Origin of the sequence: Paenibacillus sp. F4 (genome assembly GCF_002894905.1) — a bacterium.
GTDB lineage: Bacteria > Bacillota > Bacilli > Paenibacillales > Paenibacillaceae > Paenibacillus > Paenibacillus polymyxa_B.
In genome coordinates, this window is the sequence record NZ_POVS01000015.1 from 135,133 (window position 1) to 154,550 (window position 19,418).

Below are 19,418 nucleotides of genomic sequence, written 5' to 3' on the forward strand. Positions count from 1 at the left end.
GAATTAAGATTTAGCGTTCGTTATTCAGCAGAGCGAATTCTTTTTTTATCTGGGCTAGCAGTTTAGGATTCGTGATTACATCGCAAGCAGTCCATGCCAAAGTTCTCGCAGCCAGCAGCATTCCTTCCATGGCCCGGTCCTGCATCGCCAAATCGCGGAATTCTGGTGTATGCAAGGCATGCTTCTCGTCAATAACTTGAATGTAAGGATGGATAGCAGGGCAATGAAGCGATACATTTCCGATATCCATGGAGCCGTGATCTTCGCCTTCCGTTATATCTTCTTGTGAAATGCCAGCCTGCACCAAATTTGCGGTAAACGCATCGGAAAGTACACGGTTCGTGACCATTTCATCATAAGAAGTCTCATAATTGGAGGTCTCCAAACGACACCCGGCCTGTAAAGCAGCTCCTTCAGCAATTTGAATAACACGGCTAGTCAGCGGGTTCAGTTCTTGACGAGTAGCGGCTCTCACATAAAATTGGGCTGAGGCGTAATCAGGAATAATATTGGCTGCTTGCCCACCCTGGTTAATGATCCCATGGATACGCACTGTACTTTTTACTTGTTGACGGAACGCATTGATGCCATTGAACGTTTGAATCACAGCGTCCAGCGCGTTAATGCCTTCGTGCGGGCTGGCAGCCGCGTGAGCAGATTGACCAAAAAATTCGAATTGTACAGCATCAATCGCCAGTGATTTGCCTGATTTTTCGTAATGGTCATAAGGATGCGTCATAAGTGCTATGTCGCAATCATCAAACAACCCGGCAGCGGCCATCGGGACCTTTGCACCGCGTGTTTCTTCGGCAGGTGTGCCATATACCCGTACTTCTCCACCAGTTTCGTCGATGATCGACTTGAGGCCGACGGCAGCACCGGTACTCATCATACATATCAGATGGTGCCCACAGGCGTGTCCTAGACCTCTCAGAGCGTCATATTCTGCCAGAAAAGCGACAACCGGTCCGGGTTTTGCAGATTTGTAAGTTGCAATAAAGGCTGTTTCTATGCCCAATACGGGTGCCTGGACCTCAAAGCCGTGAAAAACCAGTTCTTCTTTTAAACGGGCAGCGGCCAGAAATTCCTCGTTTCCAAGTTCAGGATTTGCGCCAATATATAACGAAATGTCCTTAAACCGTGGGGCATGCTGCTCAATTGTCATTTGAATGGTCTGTTTAAAATCCATGCTGAAAACTCCTTTATATAAGCTGTAATGTAGGTACTGCGTTAGGTATGCTGAAATTGTACTATAACATTCATTGCATAATCATGCATATTCATTTATAATGACACAATCTTATTTATTATAAAGAATTTAAGGAGAGAAAAAAAGATTGAAAAAGGCATATCGTTTTACCGCCCTGGTTTTGTCGGCGGTTATCTTGCTGTTGACTGGTCTTCCCATGCTCAATGCATACGGAACGGAAGCAAAGCCTCAGAAAAAACTTGTAGTGGGCATGAGTGCCGACTTTCCGCCGTATGAGTTTCATAAAGTCATTAACGGTAAGGATACCATTGTAGGGTTCGATGTGGATATCGCCAAGGAAATCGCCAAAGATATGGGTGCGGAGATGGTCCCTGAGGACATGAGTTTTGACTCTTTGCTGCCTGCTCTGCAAAGTGGTCGCGTAGATTTGGTACTGTCCGGTATGACACCAACGGATGAGCGGAGAAAGAGCATTGATTTTTCAGATGTATATTATCGCTCCAAGCAAGTCATTATGGTACGCCCAGAGGATAAAGACAAATATCCTACGATGGATGCTTTGAAAGGCGAGAAGATTGGCGCACAAAAAGGGAGTATTCAGGAAGAAATTGCTCAAAAAGTGCCCAATGCCACTGTAACCTCACTGGACAAAATATCCGATCTGGTACTCCAGCTGCGGACCCAGCGTATCAACGCTGTTGTGATCGAAGATACGGTTGCTAAAGGATACACGTTAGATGGTACCGTAACACTTGCCAAAGCGGTGCCTGAGGATGCCGGAGCAGAAACAGCTGTAGGTATACGCAAGGGGAACGCAGAATTGCTTGCCTCTGTAAATAAAACGTTGGCTCGCCTGAAAGCGGACGGGTCGATTGAGAAGTTTTCCACAGAAGCGAGCGCGCTCTCAGCAGATCGACAGGTTTCTTCTAATAACATCGTAGATATTTTTTGGAAATACCGCAGTTTTTACGCTACGGGTATCGGCTACACTCTGTTGCTGTCTGCACTCGGAGTCCTGTTTGGATTTATCATTGGTCTGATCGTATCCTTGCTGCGGATGAGTGGTATACGCATCATTGAGTGGTTAGGTACCACTTATGTGGAGATCCTGCGTGGCACACCTATGCTGGTACAACTTATGATCATTCACTACGGGGTTGCTTTGACGCTGGGTGTCAATTTTACCCCACTTCAGTCTGGTATAATTACATTGTCTCTGAATAGCTCGGCATATCTGGCTGAAATTTTCCGTGCAGGTATCCAGGCAGTAGACCGTGGACAGATGGAGGCTGCCCGTTCGTTGGGTATGGGACGCGGTAAAGCTATGCGTCATGTCATTTTGCCGCAAGCGTTTAAATCTATTTTGCCTGCTATCGGTAATGAGTTTATTACGATCATTAAAGAATCATCCATTATTTCGACCATTGGGATGGTGGATATTATGTATCAGGCCCAGGTCATTAAGAACATTACCTACGAAGGATTAAGTCCGTTCGTAATCGCAGCCGCTATTTATTTTGTAATGACATTCAGCTTGTCTAAGCTGCTGGGTTTATGGGAAAGGAAGTTGAGAGCCAGTGATCACCGTTAAACAACTGCGTAAATCGTTCGGTAAGAATGAGATATTAAAAGGCATTGATATAGATATCGCCAAAGGCGAAGTCGTCGTCATCATCGGCCCCAGTGGTTCGGGGAAGAGTACGTTTTTGCGTTGTATGAATCTGTTGGAACAGCCTACGGACGGGGAGATTTTGTTTGAGGGCGAGCCGATTACAGCTCGTGGCCATAATATTAATGTAACCCGGGAGAAGATGGGGATGGTGTTCCAGCATTTTAATCTGTTCCCGCATAAAACAGTGTTGCAGAACCTGACACTTGCCCCAACACAGGTTAGAAGACAGTCAGGGAAGGAAGCGGAAAAAATTGCGCTAGAACTCCTGCGTACCGTAGGGCTTGAGGATAAGAAGAATACCTATCCGAACCAGTTATCTGGCGGTCAGAAGCAACGTATTGCGATTGCGCGTGCTTTGGCCATGCAGCCGCACGTAATGCTGTTCGATGAGCCGACTTCTGCATTGGACCCTGAAATGGTTGGAGAGGTTCTGGATGTAATGAAGAAGCTCGCCGAAGGCGGCATGACAATGGTAATCGTGACGCATGAAATGGGTTTTGCCCGCGAGGTGGGCGATCGAATTATCTTTATGGATAACGGTCAAATTGTAGAGCAAGGTACACCAGAGCAGGTATTTGGCACTCCAAGCCATGATCGCACCCGTGATTTTCTTGCCAAAGTATTGTAAGGAAGTGCTGATATAATCTATAAAAAAAGCCCTCCGTTTGACGGAGGGCTTTTTTCCTTTTTGTCACCATTTCCCCATACTTTCGTAACAAATATTGATTTCTTGATGACAAAATTGTAACGAGTATAGTATGATGTTCAAGGTTCCCAACATTTTCATACGGATAAGGTTACAAAATTGTGATATTATGCAGTAAGCCAAAACTTACCGGGACAGCATGTGGTTATGACAACCGCTGAATGCTGGGCCCAAACTATGGGAAGTGCGGGGGACGTAACAACGGCAGTCATTCCGATACGTCATAAGACGATGTGGAATATGCCTAGGGGTGAATTGCACAAGCATAGGGCTTCTCCTGAGTCCGAATCCGACAGCTAACTTCGCAGGCATAACAGAGGAGGTACATATCTTTGAAACATCTAAAACATATTGGTAAAACGATGAAATTTGCGGTGCTTGCCGCAGCTATTGCAGGGCTGGCACAGACAGCTGGAGTAGCGGATGCTGCTTCGCTTCACACTGCCAAAGAGGGCGATACCTTTTTTTTACTTGCTCAACGTTATGGAGTATCGGTAGACGAGCTAACGAAGGCGAACCCAAACATTGCCTCCAACAATATATATGCAGGTCTGCAAATTAAGGTGCCTGGCGAAAAAAGTGTGAAGGCAGCTTCGGATTCGAAGCCGCAGCTTCTTACGGAGAAAGCACTAGCGAATGAGGGGCCAACGATTGAAGCGTGGGGTAAAACATTCAACTATAGCAAAATAGTTGACGTTAAGGCTTCTGCGTATTCTGCTGCAGCCGATGAGAATGGTAAATGGGGAGCAGTAGACTACTACGGCAATCCGCTTAAACTAGGTACAATTGCGGTAGACCCGAACGTCATTCCGATGGGCACGAAAGTGCTGGTTACAGGCTATTCCCACCCAGGTTTGCCGGATCATTCTTTTGTAGCTGTCGCTCGCGATCAGGGCAGCGCCATTACAGGAAAACGGATTGATATCTTTATTCCTGGCAACAAATCATTTGTGAACGACTTTGGATTTCAAAATGTGAAGCTGTACGTTATTAATAAATAACATTGTACGTATATATTAGTTTAATAAAACATAATATATATTATGTAAACTTAATACATGTATTCTACCGCATATAACTAGGTCGGACTCTTATCAGGTCCTATCCGTAAAAAAAGGCTGTCTTGACGAGCAGAAAACTTCTGCTGGTAAGACAGCCTTTTTACGTTGCTTTAGCTTGTAGCTCAATCATAAACATATGGTTATTTCCGTTCCGAGGTGTGGAGTAGCCGGGGGACTGTCACAAATTTGTAGCCCTTAGCTTTTAGAGAGTGAATTAGACCCGGCAGAGCTTGGACAGTGCCTTGCAAGTTGGAACTTTGACCTCCACCTGCGTGCATTAAAATAATAGAGCCAGGCCCGGTAGCTGGGATCACATTGCGCTGAATTTGTGTTTTACTTAATCCCTTCCAATCGAGAGAGTCTACATTCCAATTGACAATCATATAGCCATGACGACGTGCCCATTGGATTTGAGGCTCCGTGATTTCACCGTAGGGTGGACGAATCAACTTGGGGCGAAAACCTGCGCTGGCTTGTAAAATACGTTCTGTTTTTGTAATCTGGTTGCGAAAGCGTTCTGGTGTAGCCTTCCTAAAATCCGGATGAGTATAGGAATGGTTTCCTATAGCATGGCCTTCACGGATAATACGGCGTATGATCCCCGGATGCTTTTCCGCACGGTGACCGACGATGAAAAAGGTGGCTTTGATGCCATTGGCGTGTAATACGTCCAAAACCTGCGGCGTATACCTAGAATCGGGCACATCATCAAAGGTTAGGGCAATTTGGCGGGTGTGTGGGCCGCACATTTTAAAAATGTCCGCATGTTTTTTACGCAGCATTGCTAATGTAGGAGTAGCTGGATCTGTGCTCTGTTGTACAGAAGAAGCAATAGCTGTTTCCTTGGGATGGGGCGTTCCGATGTTGGGAGGCGCATCCGCGTGAACGGGTAAACTTGAAAATGCTAGTAACAGTGCCAAGCATGGCAACACTCCCCTGTACGGCATATGTATCCCCCCTTTCCGTGCAGTGGTACCTAGTGGTGCTCTCGACTATTATGTACCTGTCCTATTAAAAATATGCTGGTAACCAAGTTCGGCTCATAAACGACTGGAAAGAAGTCCACGATGAAACGATTATCAATGAAGATGATGGAGCTAAACGTACATATTCTCTTAAACATGACCGAAAACAGGAGCATTTTCGCAAGTTTTAGCCTTACAACGAATTCGGTATACCGTGACAGCTGGTGTATAATGGGGATGCAATTCATAATTATACAGACATGGAATTGAAGGAAGGATGGATAAAAGTGACCGACTTGTTTACTCCTTATCAATTAAAGGGGCTTTCTTTAAAAAATCGGATTGTCATGCCCCCGATGTGCCAAACCAGCGTGGAGGCCAAGGATGGAAATCCAACGGATTGGCATCATGTCCATTATGTGAGCCGGGCAGTAGGAGGCACTGGACTTATTATTGTGGAAATGACAGCGGTCCATCCAGATGGACGTATTACGGATCGTGATTTGGGTATTTGGAGTGACGAACATATTCCTGCATATCGTAAGATTGTAGAGGAAGTCCACAAGTATGGTGCCAAAATTGGCATTCAACTAGGCCACGCTGGACGCAAGGCTGAAGATGCTGAGCAACCTGTGGGTCCGTCCTCCATTCCTTTTAGCGAACGCTTTAAAGAGCCCCGCGCCTTAAAGACAGCTGAAGTCAGGGAACTGGTTCAGGCATACAAAGAAGGCGCGCGCCGCGCGGTGGAAGCCGGTTTTGACACGGTCGAGATACATGGCGCTCACGGCTATCTGATCCATCAATTTCATTCCCCTTTAACAAATGCCAGAGAAGATGAATATGGGCAGGATTTGTCACTGTTCGGTGTTGAGGTCATACATGCTGTTAAAGAGGTTCTTCCTGCTGATATGCCTGTGCTTATGCGGATATCTGCCAAAGAATACGTCGAGGATGGATATAATGTGGAATACATAACAGGCGTAGGGGAACGATATCGTGATGCGGGTGTGGACATTTTCCATATCTCTTCTGGTGGTGAGGGTCCGATTGGTTCTGGCGGAGGCCCGTCTGCGCGTGCCGGCTATCAGGTGGAATTGGCTCATACCATCCGTGAAAAGCTGAATGTACCTGTAATTGCTGTTGGCTTACTGGATGATTATGAGGACGCCCGCCGTGTTGTTCAGCAGAAAGAAGCTGATCTGGTAGCAATAGGCCGTGCCATGCTGCGTGATCCCTATTGGGCGCTGCATGCATCGCGGGAGCTGAAAGTACAGGCCGACATCCCGGAGCCTTACTTGCGCGGCTTTTAGATATTTTTGAAACCCTCTTTGCAAAGCTTGCGTAAACATGTGTACAGAGCTTAAAATTTAAGCATTCAACTCTAGGAGGAACTTCACATGTCTATTTTCAAACGATTAAGAGATCTTACGATGTCCAACATTAACGCCATTATCGACAAGGCAGAAGATCCAATTAAAATGACGGACCAATACATTCGTGATATGCAAGAGGACCTGGAAGATGCAGAGAAAGCGGTAGCCGCTCAAATTGCTATTGAAAAGAGATTCAAACAGCAATACGAAGAACAGGCTGCTTTGGTAAAGAAACGCGAAGAACAGGCACATACCGCTGCAAAAGCACAAAATGTAGATCTGGCTCGTCGCGCGCTGGAAGAAAAGAAATCTGCTGAACAAAAAATGAATGAGTTCAAAGCTGGTTACGAACAGAACAAAGCTGCAGCCGATAACCTGCGTGGCAAGCTGGATGAAATGCGCAGACAGCTGACAGAAATGAAAAACAAGCGCGAGACACTGGTTGCCCGTTATAATGCAGCTAAAGCGCAAACTGAAATTAACAAAGCTATGAACGGTTTTAGCTCTGATACGGCAACTGCCGGATTGAAGCGTATGGAAGAAAAAATGCTGCAAGCAGAAGCACGTGCCGAAGCGAGCAACGAAATGTCCTCTAAGGAAAAATCGTTGGATGAGGAGTTCAAAGAGCTGGATAAGAAAAGCGCCGTGGACGATGAGCTTGCCGCTTTGTTGAAGCAATACGAAAATAAATAAGAACATTTTAGCAGTGCCACCAAGTGTGATTCTCAGGAAGCGAAGGAGAAACGTTTTCTCCTTCGCTTTTCCCTGCCTGGAGGCGTAAAACATTATATGAAGGCCAAGAAGATGTGGAGGATGGTATGAAATGCATTTTTTAGAAACGATGAAAGCAATGCTTGTATGGACTGGTGCGGGGGCTATTTTGATCTTCGCATTAATGTATGTCGACTCTTTATTTACGAAGTATAAGGATTTTGCCGAAGTGAAAGCTGGAAATATGGCCGTAACGGTACGAATGATTATGAAGCTGATTGCACAAGGCTATATTTTGTCAGGGTCTATCGCTACAGCTAATAATTTGCTCGAAGCGCTTGTGTATTCTGTGATCGCCTTTGTCATCCTGCTTGTTTTGGAAGTTATTGTACGTCTGCTGTTGCGGTACTGGGCTCAGTTTGATCTGGATAAAGGTACACAGGAAGGTAAAATTGGTTTCGGTCTGTTTTCAGGAGCGCTGCATCTGGTTGGCGCCTTGATCATTACAGCATGCTTCTAGGCTTAAGAAAGGCAGGAATATAACCATGGGTGTGTGGAAACGAATTTCAAATCTATTTGCTAAGCCGGAGCCGCCAAAAGCAGAGAAAAGCATGCTTCACTTAAATCCAGGTGATATCTGTGAAGTGTCGCTTGTCACCTATGAAGTGGTAGGTCGTGTACATAATCGTGCCCGGAATGCCGTTGTTTTGACGCTTCAGGATGGTAATCAAGTCAGTTATCTTCATATTGAGGAACGGGAAACACTGCAATTCGGACTATATCAGGCCATCGACGGCAGACTTGACAACCCGGAGGAAGTGCCGACCATTTTAGAGCTGGATGATACAACGTATCATTTGGAGGAGCAGTATTCTGGGCATGTTACCGTCATGGGCCGTGCTCCTTTCCGACAGGGTGGAGAGCAGCATGTGTGGCAGTACCAGTCTGATGATTACCATCTGTTGCGAGTAGAGTGGCAGGACGGTCGCTTTATGCTTTATGAAGGAGAAGAAGTGATTACCGGAGACGTCAAGGTTATTCGGGCAAGCTAGGAGAGGGTTACACATGAGCAAACGCACCTGGCAGTATGCATTAAAGGTCATTGTGGCGCTGAGCTTGTTCGTATCCGTATTAAGCGGCTGCGGCGCGCCAAGTGTAAAAGATACGTATCCGCTGGAATCGGTAAGTGGCAGCGGAAACTCGACCTCGTATGTATACCGGGCAGCTGGCAAGACAGTCCCGGAAGTCGCGGAGGAATTGAAAGAACAGCGTACACCGGAACAAATGTCACCGCAGAGCAATGAGCGGATGTTTCTGGTATATAGCGATGAGTGGTACCATTTGCAGCAAGATCCAGCTAAGAAGGAAGATACACTCATTGAAATTGACAGTAAAAAGTATGTCGAACAAAATTACAGTTCAAGCTTTCTAAAAGGATACTTAACCGCAACTGTACTGGATGCTCTGTTTGATTCGTTGCGTGGTTCAGGCTCCTATCGAGGCTACTCCAGCAGAGATGTATACCGACCTTCTCAGGGCCAATATCGTGCTCCTACAGTGCAGGAGAAAAAGGCGATTCCGCCGATTACGGTGGAGCGGAAAGGTTCGGTTACCCGTAGAGGAAAGAACTCGGATTCTAGCGTTGGATCAAGCGGAAGTTTGTTCGACAGAGGGTCCAGCAGTTCACCGAGCAGAGGCTCGATTTCACGTGACCGGAGCGACAGCGGCGGTTCCAGCATATTTGATTCGCCGCGTAAATCTTATAGTAAGCCCAAAACACGTAGCGGTTCAGGTAAAATCAGCCGACGAAGTCGACGATGATGGGTATCGTCAATTTATTTGAAAACAAAAGATTTGCGGAACTGTGGTACTGATGCACAGTTCCTTTTTTTATTTTTAGAGATGACGTTGGTGATCATCTAGTGGCACAGCCATTCAAGTTGAATTGGACAGAAGGGAAAGCAGCCGCAACCTACACCTTTATGGATATAATAATGTAGAGATAATCAAAACTCTGTTTAATTGAAGGGATTGAAAATTAAATGGTACTATCTATTTCTTGGCCAGATCTTTCACAAAGACCATTTAATCTAATGGTGGAACGAAAAATGGAGTGTTCTCCGAATGTTCTGTATCAGGCGTGGACGAAGCAGTTTGACAGTTGGTTTGCAGCCCCAGGATCAGTATTAATGGAGGCTGAAGTGAACACGACCTTCTTTTTCGAAACGCATTTTGAGGGGAAACGTCATCCACATTACGGAAGATTTCTAAGACTTGAGCAATACAGACTTATCGGGCTGACTTGGATTACTGGCGAAGGCGGCACCAAGGGGGCTGAAACAGTGGTCACCGTTGAGCTTAAACCTCGCGGTAATGGCACGCATCTTTACTTAACGCATGCAGGTTTTCCAGATGAGAATTCAAGGAACCAACATGAGCAGGCTTGGCCGCTTGTAATTGAGCAGCTCGACAAAAGGATGATGCCAGATAGACAAGGTTACAGGCTAAAACTGCAACAAGAGGACGATTTTAAAATCGTTCTTTTCATATTTTTTGACGACAAAAATAAATATTTACCTTACATAAAAACAAATATTACCAGTTTACTAGATTATTTCATTGCCACATCTATTAGTAAAATATACAATTACAACAGGCGAAATAAGAGGATGGTGTATCTGTGTTATCTGCTTTTTTATATATATTACTTGGTGTATTCGATGCTTTGGCCGCTGTTATTTTGGTCTTAAAGCTTTATATGCTTCCCGTGAGGGAATATCGCACAAAAATATTATTCTATGCAATTGGCATAGCTTTGTTTTCCTTTCTAATGAGGGAAGTTATAGGCTTGCCTAAATTAGATTTGCCGCTTCAGTATTTGTTAATGGTTATCTTTTTTAGATTTGGTTTAGGGATCAAAACCCATCTAGCAGCTTTTTCTGCTGGTTCTGGTCTAACGGCCTACATTAATTTACAACTTTTTGTATTTCTGTTTGCGTATTTTTTTGGAGTAGCAGAACCAGGTGCTATTAATGATACTTCTGGCTCTTCTATTTACGTTATTCAGTTAACTTCTATTATTATTGCGTGCTTTATTTCTTATATAATGGGAAAATATAACTTTGGTTTCTCGTTTATAATTCAGCCTCCACATGATTTTTTAAGAGCTGAAAATTACTTATCATCCCTAAATAAAATGTTGATTCTAGGTGCTCTAATATCAGCTGTCACCATTTTTATTACTTTGTATATGCTCTATAGCTCAAATACCATAGGATTACTATCCATTTCATTGCTTACTTTCGGCGTGTCGTATTTCTTTTCAGAGAAAGGAGATTATGAGGATGCTAGAAGCGCTATCACGGTACATCGCAACGGAAATAAAAAAAGCTGATCCTGATGGTCCAACAAGTGTAGAAGTGATGGAATATGCGCTTGGTATAAAAATTACCGAAGTGTCTTCGATACTAATGGTTGCGATTATAGCTTGGATGACTGGGCATTTTTGGGGGTCGTTATTAGCTCTAGTAACTATCATGTTTGTAAGAAGATTTTCAGGAGGGGCACACTTCAGTAATCTTACATTTTGTGTCTGTTTTACAACGGCAATATGTGTAACTATACCTCTCATCTCTTTAAATTTATCAATGATTTTGATTATTAATGCTTGTTCAGTATTAGTGTTTTTAGTTTATGCACCCAATCATTTTATTTATATTCATAAGACCAATAACCACAAATATTATAAAACGGTATGTGTTTTGATTTGTGCGGTGAATTTTTTTGTACAATCCCACATAATATGCTTATCTTTAGCTATTCAAGCATTCAGTATTCTTCCTTTATGGAAAGGAGGTGAACGAAAATGGATAAGAAATTGGCGAGAGCATTAAATTTAAGACTGGGAAAATACGCTAACGAATCTACCAAAAACGAAAAAACAGTATTTGGCGCTAAACCGATACCGGCAGAGCTCGAGAAAAAAGAAAAGAACTGATTATGTACCGCGTTACTCTAGACATTGTTCTTATACGATCGGGGTAACCGCACAGGCTTGTAAGGAAGCTTATCAGCTGTGAGATCGAGTCTAGCGCATTTGAAGGCCTGGTACGATTCGAAGCTTCACTTGCTCTATTTCTCATAATAAGCTTGATGCACTTAAAAAGTTATGGAAATGACCCGTGGAATTCACGGGTTATTTTATTGCCAACATACTTATATAGTAAGCCCAAAACACGCAACAGCACGGGGAAAAGCAGCCGAGTTTGACGTTCTAAACACCGCCCGGATTTGCCAGATAACGGTTTTAGCGTTATAACAGAAAGAGGGCATTTTAGAAGAACGGAGTGAGATTATGAATCATACATCATTAAACGCAGAAAAATTCCAGCGTAAAGCAGTTCAGGTGGAAGAGGCACAAAGCAGGATAGCTAGCCATGTTAAACAGGGTGAAAGGGAAGACGTAGAACTGGAGCAGGCGCATGGACGTTATTTGGCGATGGATTTGACCGCACCACACCCGTATCCCCGTTTTCGTCGCTCAGGTATGGACGGTTATGCGATCCTTGGCTCGGACACTGAAGTGTGCACGTCCGGTCAGGAAATCTGGCTACATGTGATTGATGAAATTCCATGTGGCACCGTATCGGACAAACTGGTGGAGACTGGAATGGCTGCCCGTATCATGACAGGAGCGCAATTACCTGAAGGAGCTGACACGGTTGTCATGCTGGAAGCAACACAGCTGCGTGAGGAAAATGGACAGACATATGTCGGCTTAAAGAAGCGTTTAGAAGTTGGCAAAAATGTGACACAGATTGGTCATGAGATTCAGGAAGGTCAGCTTTTGCTTAGCAAGGGAACCTGCCTGGGAGCGGGGCACATCTCGATACTGGCTACTTTTGGTGTACATCGGGTACCTGTTTACAGAAAGCCCAGGGTGGCCGTTTTTTCAACAGGATCTGAATTACTTGCAGTGGATGAGCCGTTACAACCGGGAAAAATTCGAAACAGTAATACATATATGCTGTCTTCTCAAATTAGAGAGGCAGGAGGAGAACCGTTCATTTTAAAAGCCATTCATGATGATTTGAGCCTTGCCCGTACTTCTGTACGTGAAGCGATAGCTGCCTATGATATCGTGGTCACGAGTGGAGGAGTATCGGTGGGGGATTTTGATATAATGGGTGACCTGGTACGACAGGAAGATGTGAACATGTTATTCAACAAGGTTACGATGCGTCCAGGAAGTGTGACCACAGCCGCAGTGATTGACGGCAAGCTGTTATTTGCGCTTTCAGGCAACCCCGGTGCGTGCTTTGTAGGCTGTGAGCTGTTTGTACGGCCGACGATCCAAATGATGTTATCTTCGGCACATCCATATTTACAAACCTGGACGGCGAAGTTAGGTGCAGATTATACGAAGGTAAACAACTATACACGCTTTGTACGCAGCTCTTTGGAGATACGTGATGGGCAAGTATACGCGATTCCTGCGAGAGCAGATGAATCTAGTGTCATGGTGACCATTAAGGACAGCGACTGTCTGATCGTGGTTCCTCCCACAACAGAAGGATTACGCGAAGGTGAAGAGGTGCGTGTACTGGTGTTACAAGGTGGACAGGCGAAGTGAATACGAAACATCCATTTGTATGTCAAATCGTCGGATTCAAAAATACGGGAAAAACGACCTTTCTCGGAGGATTGATTCGTTATGTGCAGAAGTCAGGTCTACGCGTCGCAGTGATCAAGCATGATGGACATGAATTTGAAATGGATCATGAGGGGACAGATACGTACAAGCACCGACAGGCAGGTGCTGAAGGCGTAGCTATTGTTTCGGCTGGAAGAACAGCCATTTTAGAGGAGAATAGTCAGTCTGTCACCAGACTGATCCGGCATTTTCAGGCCTATGATTGTGTGTTGCTGGAAGGCTTCAAGCAGGAGGATTATCCAAAGCTGGTCATGGTGCGGGAACAATCGGATGCTCAGCTTACCGATAAGCTGACAAATGTACAGGGGATAGCGGTTTGGAAGCATCAAATGGATTGGGCTCAAGGTCACTACTCAGATGAAATGATACAGATATTTCCTGCCGAGGCCAACGGACCCGCAGGCCGCTGGCTACTCGAACAGATTCAAAAGCAGATAGAAGGAATGAGCAGGGGTGAGACATCAATCGGCTGAGTCGGTTAGAGTCTCTACCCGCCGTTCGATCGCCTGAGACATGGTTTTGTCAGTCAGGTGAGCATACACTTCTGTTGTTTCTGTCGAAGCGTGCCCCAACTGTTCCTTTGTTTTGTAAATATCATTTTGTAAATAATAGTCAGTAGCAAAGGAATGACGAAGCTTATGCACGGTAAGGTAAGGCTTGCCGAACCGTTTGGCGTACTTGATGATCATTGCCTGAATCGCTCTTTTGGTCATCCGTTTGCCTTCTGTACTGCCGTTAGGACGTGTGACAAAGAGAGCCTTTTCTTTTTTTGGAGCGCGGTAACGGGTATGTCTCAAGGACAAATAAAGTACGAGATCATCTTTGGATTGCTCGCGGAAATACACCGGCGTTTTAAAGGTTTCGTCGTTATTGCCTTTGCGGTACACATATAATAATTTATTGTTTATGTCTAAATCGTCCAGATTCAGATTGACGATTTCAGATACGCGCAGGCCTGAGTTCAAAATGAGGCTGGCGATGCAGGCATCCCGTTCCTTATTTAGTTCATAGGAGTATAACGCCTGCTTGTTATCGGCCAAATCTTGACCATATCCTTCATAAATATAACCGATGAATTCAAGCAGTTCTTCCTCTTCCAGTATTTTACCTTTAAGCTTGGCCGCCGTATCCTTGGGTTTATGTATACGCTTGATTTCGACCTTGGCCATAATGTTGCGTTTGAGCAATGGATAAAAATTTTCATCCTCAGCGATTTGACTTAAATAATGAAAAAGCGAACGAAGAGACGATAGTTTACGTGAAATGGTTATACGGGAGTTGGAGCCTTCGCGCTTAGTAGACAGAAATAATCGAAAGCCTGTAATACTGTCCATATGAAGTGTCTCCAACTCTTCCAGTGTGACTTGGGCATTCGTTTCTCCGGTAGACAAGCCTTCCGAGCGAAGCCATGAAAAGAAAGCTTCGTAATCCCGCACATATTCTAGTAATGTGGAAGGGGAAAGGTCGGGCAGCTTATAATCCATAAATTGCTGCACGTACCATGGTAATCCCGGCATTTTTTCATCTAGTTTGCGCCGGTCGATGATCTTTTGTATATTCATTGGGTTCCACCTCGTCCGGTCATAATATATATGTATTTTAGCATATTTTGAACAGCACTGGATGGGATGTAATTCGAAGTTAAAGAACAGATTGAACCGCCAAGAGAGGTGAAAGTATGGGGTATAATATCAAATCGGAACTGAAGCTGTCTATTAAGAGTGTACCGGAGTCGCAAAAGGACATTATTGTACAGCTCATGCAATTTTATTTGTACGATTTTACAGCCTATCTTCGAATTGATGTCACTGAGAAGGGGACGTTCCCGGCTTATCCAGACTTGTATCAATATTGGACGAGCGGTGAACAGAAGCTGCCTTTTCTGATTTGGAGACAGGATATTCCTGTGGGCTTTGCACTCGTTGACCGAATGTCCAGCAATCGAGAAGCTGACTACTACATGGCTGAGTTTTTTGTACTTCGTCCTTATCGACATAATGGGGTTGGGACTTGGGCAGCTCATAATCTGTTTGGACGTTTTAACGGACGTTGGAAGGTGACCCAGATGAGCACGAATAGGCCGGCACAATCCTTTTGGCGTAAGGTGATCGGAAGTTATACGAAAGGTGAGTACAGGGAACAGACACATCCGGTAAGAGGGAATATAAGTCAGTTTTTCAATACCTGAAAAATTCGAAATAGTAAATCAGTAATGAAAAAGAGTCGGGGAGAGTATCCTATCGGCTCTTTTTTGTTGTCAATTCAAGTCTTCTATCCATCTATAGATCATTCCAATTAGAACCTGCATTGACACTATAAAAACGCAGGTATACAGTTATTAACATAATTCATATATATCAGATTGGAATTATCAACAATGGAACATCGGCTCCAAGAATGCAATGTAATCATAACATTACCCATCAGATCGGAGAGTGTTTTTAGGTGAAACGAACAAGTCGATTTGCAAAAATGGTAGCTTTAACCCTGTTGATGGTGCTGGTCTTATCGGCATGTTCGGGTAATGGCGGAGGCAATTCTACGAATGCCGAGGCGAATGCAGCAGGAGACGGGCAGGCCGCAGAAGGTGGAGATCTTACCTATGCCCTGGCAACATCGCCGGATTCACTGGACCCACATAAGAGTGGATTGGCAGTAGCATCTCGGGTATATCGTGCGATATTCGATAACTTGGTGGTAAAACTGCCCGATAATACGATTAAGCCTTGGCTGGCAACCGAATGGAGCGTTTCCAAGGATGGAAAAAGCTATACTTTCAAGCTGCGCAAGGACGTTAAGTTCCATGACGGAACTCCGTTCAATGCGGAAGCCGTTAAATTTAGCTATGATCGGATTATTGATCCGCAAGCCGTAGTAGGTAATGCCGCTAACTTGCTAGCTCCCTATGAGTCCTCACAGGTGATTGATGAATACACGATTAAATTGAATCTGAAACGACCATCGCAAGCATTTTTGAGCAATTTAAGTGTTCCGGCTGTAGCCATTGTTTCTCCGGCAGGAGTTAAAAAATATGGAGATCAATTCGGTAAGCATCCAGTGGGTACAGGCCCCTTTAAGTTTGTAAAATGGGACGAAAATGCAGAAATCAAAATCGAACGTAACCCGGATTACAAATGGGCACCGGAAACTATTGAGAATCAGGGAGCGCCGTATTTGGACAGCGTGACCTTTAAAATTGTTCCGGAGGAGGCGACCCGGATCGGCAGTGTGCAGAGTGGGCAGGCTTTGGCCGCTGAAACCGTCCCACCGCAAAACATTTTAACGTTGAAGAGTGACCCTAATTTTCAATTGTTGCAGGTCAATACCCTAGGACTGCCATATACACTGTTCATTAACCAAAAGAAGACACCGTGGAATGAATTGAAGGCGAGGCAGGCATTACAATATGGTATTGATGTGGGGACGATCGTCAAAACGCTGTATCTAGGAACTTATGAACAGGCTTGGTCGCCACTCACTCCGGGTATTTTTGGATATGATAAATCACTGGAAAACGGCTTGCAGCCTGATCTTAACAAGGCCAATCAGTTACTGGATGAGTTGGGGTGGGTTAAGGGAGCGGATGGTTACCGGGTGAAGGATGGACAACGTCTGACGCTGCATTATGTAGACGGCACTCTGAACCGTGAAAAACGGAACGACATTGCAGCCATTATTCAGCAGCAGCTGAAGAAAATCGGTGTTGATGTGAAGATTGAAATTACCAAGGATATTGCAACAGTTGTATATACGAACGGAAACTATGATTTCTACGGAAATAGCCAGGTCAATGTGGACCCGAACGCTTTATATGCTTTTTACCACACAGCGGCACCAAATCAGCGGCCTACACTGCCTAACTTCTCCAATCCAGAGGTCGACAAGCTGTTGGAGCAGGGAGCTATTGAACAGGATGATGCCAAGCGGGAGGAGATTTATAAAAAGGTGCAACAGCTAATCCGTGATCAGGCCGTCATCATTCCGATTTATGTTTTCCCTTATACGGTTGGAGCCGCCAAGTCAGTGCAGGGTCTCAAATTCGATGTAGTGGGTTATCCACTCTTTAACGATGTGCGTATTCAAAAATAGTATTGCTAAATAGTTTCTGGGGCCATCCAGACGGGAAGGAGTGTGGGCTATGATCAGAGCTGTTGCAGAAAGACTGGTTACTTCTTTGTTGGTCATTCTGGGTTCCTGTATTTTGGTATTCAGCATTTTGTATTTGCTTCCGGGGGACCCGGTAGATTCGATTCTTGACCCTTCAACGGCCACGCCAGAGATGATCGCCAATTTGCGTTATAAGCTGGGAGTGGATCAGCCTTTTCATGTTCAGTTTTTGAACTATTTCGGAAATCTGCTACAAGGTGATTTTGGAAAATCACTGCTCAATGCTGATCCGGTGCTGCCTAAAATATGGGTCAATCTCCCGCCTACACTGGCGTTGACGCTTGCCGGTTCTGCTATTTCGGTCATTATCGGTGTCCTGCTTGGAGTTTTGTCGGCCATTCATCGGGATAAGCCGATTGATATCATCGCACGAATCGTTGGATTGTTCGGCATTTCTATGCCCACATTCTGGTCAGGTATTCTGCTGTTGCTTATTTTCTCCATTCACTTGGGATGGCTGCCTGCTATGGGCTCGGACGGTTGGAAAACTCTTGTGCTTCCGTCTCTCACTTTGGGCATTGTTGGTGCAGGGTTCATTGTCAGAATGGTGCGCAACAGTATGTTGGAAGTCATTAATGAGCAGTTCATCGTAACGCTCCGTTCCAAGGGTTTGTCTGAGAAGGTTATTATGTATCGCCATGCGCTACGCAATGCGTTGATTCCAGCGATAACGATGATCGGGATGCTGATGGGAGAAATGCTGGCCGGAGCAGTTGTGAGTGAGACGGTATTTTCACGGCAAGGCATTGGGCGTTTAATTGCGGATGCAATTATGGCTAAAGACTTGCCAGTTGTGCAGGGAGTTGTATTGTTCTCTGCCATCATGTATGTGATCGTAAATTTACTGGTGGATATATCGTATACGTTCATTGATCCAAGGGTTAGACGCTCGGCGTAAGCCGGAAGGATTCAGGGAGGAGGAAGTCGGTTGAGAGAAACAATGGCTGCCAAAACAATTTGGAAGGAAAGAAAGCTGCGGGTAGCTCGGCAAACTGGAAGGTGGCGGCTCGGTGGAGTGTCGGATGGGTTCGTATATGCAGCCGGACTGATTATTGTGTTCGTAATCGTCTGTGCGGCATTTCCACAATGGATTGCTTCTTATGCACCCACAGAAATGTTAAGCGACCATATATTACAAGGACCAAGTGCGTCTCACTGGTTCGGAACCGACTATTTTGGGCGGGATGTATTCAGTCTGGTTGTTCACGGAAGTCAGGATTCTCTGTTTATTGGCTTTATGTCGGTACTCGTCGGCGGTCTGGTAGGTGGAATTATTGGTGCGCTCTCAGGCTACATTGGCGGTACGGTGGATTCGATACTGATGCGATTTATTGATATTTTGATGACTATTCCCGGCATTTTGCTAGCTCTGGCGATTGCGGCGGCTCTTGGCCCGAGCTTGTTCAATATTGTGCTGGCGGTAGCCATCTCTGCTGTCCCCGGTTATGCAAGAGTTATGCGAGGCCAAATTATGAGTATAAAAGGACGTTCTTACGTCACTGCTTCGCGTTCCATCGGAGTTACACCTTTCGGCATCTTTTGGCGTCATGTGCTTCCTAATTCCTTGTCCCCTTTGCTCGTGATGGCGACGCTTGGCATCGGTAGCACTATTTTGGCTGGATCGGGATTAAGCTTTCTGGGACTTGGCACGGTAAAGGAAATTCCAGATTGGGGAACAGTATTGTCTCAAGGACGAGGATATTTGACAGTAGCTTGGTGGATATGTACCTTTCCTGGCCTAGCCATTACGTTGTTTGTGTTGTCAGTCAATATTTTGGGCGACAAGCTGAGAGACCAGTTGGACCCGAAAAAGAACGCAAACTAGCATCAGGAAGCCTAT

The 19,418-nt window shown here is 45.0% G+C and carries 21 protein-coding genes and 1 riboswitch; of the genes, 18 read left to right on the plus strand and 3 right to left on the minus strand.

What is annotated here, in order from left to right:
• Positions 1-10 precede the first annotated feature (10 nt).
• Positions 11-1,189: a M20 family metallopeptidase gene (locus tag C1T21_RS17595; protein WP_103049160.1), complete on the minus strand. Its 1,179-nt coding sequence runs from the start codon at positions 1,187-1,189 to the stop codon at positions 11-13.
• Positions 1,190-1,337: 148 nt separating this feature from the next.
• On the opposite strand from C1T21_RS17595, the gene C1T21_RS17600 reads away from it, so the two are divergent.
• The 3 genes from C1T21_RS17600 (at position 1,338) to C1T21_RS17610 (ending at position 4,589) form a co-directional block, all read left to right on the plus strand.
• Entirely contained in the window at positions 1,338-2,801 is a 1,464-nt protein-coding gene (locus tag C1T21_RS17600; RefSeq protein WP_103049161.1) for an ABC transporter substrate-binding protein/permease, read from the plus strand.
• Entirely contained in the window at positions 2,788-3,510 is a 723-nt protein-coding gene (locus C1T21_RS17605; protein WP_013310491.1) for an amino acid ABC transporter ATP-binding protein, read from the plus strand. Before C1T21_RS17600 ends, C1T21_RS17605 begins: the two co-directional genes overlap by 14 nt.
• Before the next feature lie 235 nt (positions 3,511-3,745).
• A riboswitch (cyclic di-AMP (ydaO/yuaA leader) is annotated at positions 3,746-3,914 on the plus strand.
• Between the two features lie 6 nt (positions 3,915-3,920).
• Positions 3,921-4,589 carry a 3D domain-containing protein gene (locus tag C1T21_RS17610; protein WP_103049162.1) on the plus strand — a complete coding sequence of 223 codons (669 nt, stop codon included), beginning with the start codon at positions 3,921-3,923 and terminating at the stop codon, positions 4,587-4,589.
• A gap of 200 nt (positions 4,590-4,789) precedes the next feature.
• On the opposite strand, the gene C1T21_RS17615 is transcribed toward C1T21_RS17610, so the two are convergent.
• The gene (locus C1T21_RS17615) at positions 4,790-5,596 is read right to left on the minus strand and encodes a polysaccharide deacetylase family protein (protein ID WP_103049163.1); all 807 of its coding nucleotides are present in this window, start codon (positions 5,594-5,596) and stop codon (positions 4,790-4,792) included.
• Between the two features lie 305 nt (positions 5,597-5,901).
• Here C1T21_RS17615 and C1T21_RS17620 point away from each other — a divergent pair, with 305 nt between their 5' ends.
• The 11 genes from C1T21_RS17620 (at position 5,902) to mobB (ending at position 13,884) form a co-directional block, all read left to right on the plus strand.
• Complete coding sequence (locus tag C1T21_RS17620; protein WP_103049260.1) at positions 5,902-6,924, plus strand: NADH:flavin oxidoreductase/NADH oxidase; 1,023 nt, start codon at positions 5,902-5,904, stop codon at positions 6,922-6,924.
• Between the two features lie 87 nt (positions 6,925-7,011).
• Complete coding sequence (locus C1T21_RS17625; protein ID WP_013310486.1) at positions 7,012-7,680, plus strand: PspA/IM30 family protein; 669 nt, start codon at positions 7,012-7,014, stop codon at positions 7,678-7,680.
• A gap of 130 nt (positions 7,681-7,810) precedes the next feature.
• Complete coding sequence (locus C1T21_RS17630; protein WP_103049164.1) at positions 7,811-8,218, plus strand: DUF350 domain-containing protein; 408 nt, start codon at positions 7,811-7,813, stop codon at positions 8,216-8,218.
• Between the two features lie 25 nt (positions 8,219-8,243).
• Positions 8,244-8,750, plus strand: coding sequence for a DUF4178 domain-containing protein (locus C1T21_RS17635; protein WP_007432513.1), 507 nt, complete (start codon positions 8,244-8,246; stop codon positions 8,748-8,750).
• Positions 8,751-8,763: 13 nt separating this feature from the next.
• Positions 8,764-9,519: a DUF4247 domain-containing protein gene (locus C1T21_RS17640; protein WP_023988948.1), complete on the plus strand. Its 756-nt coding sequence runs from the start codon at positions 8,764-8,766 to the stop codon at positions 9,517-9,519.
• Between the two features lie 221 nt (positions 9,520-9,740).
• Positions 9,741-10,448 carry an SRPBCC family protein gene (locus tag C1T21_RS28335; RefSeq protein WP_308411646.1) on the plus strand — a complete coding sequence of 236 codons (708 nt, stop codon included), beginning with the start codon at positions 9,741-9,743 and terminating at the stop codon, positions 10,446-10,448.
• On the plus strand, positions 10,379-11,092 hold the full coding sequence (locus tag C1T21_RS17650) for a hypothetical protein (protein ID WP_103049165.1): 714 nt from the start codon (positions 10,379-10,381) through the stop codon (positions 11,090-11,092). Before C1T21_RS28335 ends, C1T21_RS17650 begins: the two co-directional genes overlap by 70 nt.
• Positions 11,043-11,591, plus strand: a complete 549-nt coding sequence (locus C1T21_RS17655; RefSeq protein ID WP_180984607.1) for an accessory gene regulator ArgB-like protein — start codon at positions 11,043-11,045, stop codon at positions 11,589-11,591. Before C1T21_RS17650 ends, C1T21_RS17655 begins: the two co-directional genes overlap by 50 nt.
• Positions 11,564-11,695, plus strand: coding sequence for a hypothetical protein (locus C1T21_RS28100; RefSeq protein ID WP_258012516.1), 132 nt, complete (start codon positions 11,564-11,566; stop codon positions 11,693-11,695). The genes C1T21_RS17655 and C1T21_RS28100 overlap by 28 nt, the downstream gene beginning before the upstream one ends.
• 357 nt (positions 11,696-12,052) lie before the next feature.
• The gene (locus tag C1T21_RS17660) at positions 12,053-13,330 is read left to right on the plus strand and encodes a molybdopterin molybdotransferase MoeA (protein ID WP_103049167.1); all 1,278 of its coding nucleotides are present in this window, start codon (positions 12,053-12,055) and stop codon (positions 13,328-13,330) included.
• Complete coding sequence (gene mobB, locus C1T21_RS17665; RefSeq protein ID WP_103049168.1) at positions 13,327-13,884, plus strand: molybdopterin-guanine dinucleotide biosynthesis protein B; 558 nt, start codon at positions 13,327-13,329, stop codon at positions 13,882-13,884. Before C1T21_RS17660 ends, mobB begins: the two co-directional genes overlap by 4 nt.
• Here the strand turns inward: mobB and xerS are convergent.
• Entirely contained in the window at positions 13,873-14,973 is a 1,101-nt protein-coding gene (xerS, locus tag C1T21_RS17670; RefSeq protein ID WP_013310478.1) for a tyrosine recombinase XerS, read from the minus strand. The two genes, mobB and xerS, sit on opposite strands and share 12 nt — an antisense overlap.
• Positions 14,974-15,089: 116 nt before the next feature.
• On the opposite strand from xerS, the gene C1T21_RS17675 reads away from it, so the two are divergent.
• The 4 genes from C1T21_RS17675 to C1T21_RS17690 all read left to right on the plus strand — a co-directional run bounded on the left by C1T21_RS17675 (position 15,090) and on the right by C1T21_RS17690 (position 19,403).
• Positions 15,090-15,599, plus strand: coding sequence for a GNAT family N-acetyltransferase (locus tag C1T21_RS17675; RefSeq protein WP_103049169.1), 510 nt, complete (start codon positions 15,090-15,092; stop codon positions 15,597-15,599).
• 284 nt (positions 15,600-15,883) lie between these two features.
• Positions 15,884-17,500, plus strand: a complete 1,617-nt coding sequence (locus C1T21_RS17680; protein ID WP_103049261.1) for an ABC transporter substrate-binding protein — start codon at positions 15,884-15,886, stop codon at positions 17,498-17,500.
• A gap of 49 nt (positions 17,501-17,549) precedes the next feature.
• Positions 17,550-18,476: an ABC transporter permease gene (locus C1T21_RS17685; RefSeq protein ID WP_103049170.1), complete on the plus strand. Its 927-nt coding sequence runs from the start codon at positions 17,550-17,552 to the stop codon at positions 18,474-18,476.
• Between the two features lie 30 nt (positions 18,477-18,506).
• Positions 18,507-19,403 carry an ABC transporter permease gene (locus C1T21_RS17690; RefSeq protein WP_103049171.1) on the plus strand — a complete coding sequence of 299 codons (897 nt, stop codon included), beginning with the start codon at positions 18,507-18,509 and terminating at the stop codon, positions 19,401-19,403.
• The last annotated feature ends 15 nt before the right edge of the window (positions 19,404-19,418 follow it).

What these genes read in the sequence shown, in the direction of transcription:
- C1T21_RS17685 (WP_103049170.1), top strand. Translation starts at nt 17,550, where the DNA reads ATGATCAGAGCTGTTGCAGAAAGACTGGTTACTTCTTTGTTGGTCATT.
- C1T21_RS17675 (WP_103049169.1), top strand. Translation starts at nt 15,090, where the DNA reads ATGGGGTATAATATCAAATCGGAACTGAAGCTGTCTATTAAGAGTGTA.
- C1T21_RS17625 (WP_013310486.1), top strand. Translation starts at nt 7,012, where the DNA reads ATGTCTATTTTCAAACGATTAAGAGATCTTACGATGTCCAACATTAAC.
- C1T21_RS17615 (WP_103049163.1), bottom strand. Translation starts at nt 5,596, where the DNA reads ATGCCGTACAGGGGAGTGTTGCCATGCTTGGCACTGTTACTAGCATTT.
- C1T21_RS17595 (WP_103049160.1), bottom strand. Translation starts at nt 1,189, where the DNA reads ATGGATTTTAAACAGACCATTCAAATGACAATTGAGCAGCATGCCCCA.
- C1T21_RS17655 (WP_180984607.1), top strand. Translation starts at nt 11,043, where the DNA reads ATGCTAGAAGCGCTATCACGGTACATCGCAACGGAAATAAAAAAAGCT.
- xerS (WP_013310478.1), bottom strand. Translation starts at nt 14,973, where the DNA reads ATGAATATACAAAAGATCATCGACCGGCGCAAACTAGATGAAAAAATG.
- C1T21_RS17680 (WP_103049261.1), top strand. Translation starts at nt 15,884, where the DNA reads ATGGTAGCTTTAACCCTGTTGATGGTGCTGGTCTTATCGGCATGTTCG.
- C1T21_RS28100 (WP_258012516.1), top strand. Translation starts at nt 11,564, where the DNA reads ATGGATAAGAAATTGGCGAGAGCATTAAATTTAAGACTGGGAAAATAC.
- C1T21_RS17660 (WP_103049167.1), top strand. Translation starts at nt 12,053, where the DNA reads ATGAATCATACATCATTAAACGCAGAAAAATTCCAGCGTAAAGCAGTT.
- C1T21_RS28335 (WP_308411646.1), top strand. Translation starts at nt 9,741, where the DNA reads ATGGTACTATCTATTTCTTGGCCAGATCTTTCACAAAGACCATTTAAT.
- C1T21_RS17635 (WP_007432513.1), top strand. Translation starts at nt 8,244, where the DNA reads ATGGGTGTGTGGAAACGAATTTCAAATCTATTTGCTAAGCCGGAGCCG.
- C1T21_RS17630 (WP_103049164.1), top strand. Translation starts at nt 7,811, where the DNA reads ATGCATTTTTTAGAAACGATGAAAGCAATGCTTGTATGGACTGGTGCG.
- C1T21_RS17640 (WP_023988948.1), top strand. Translation starts at nt 8,764, where the DNA reads ATGAGCAAACGCACCTGGCAGTATGCATTAAAGGTCATTGTGGCGCTG.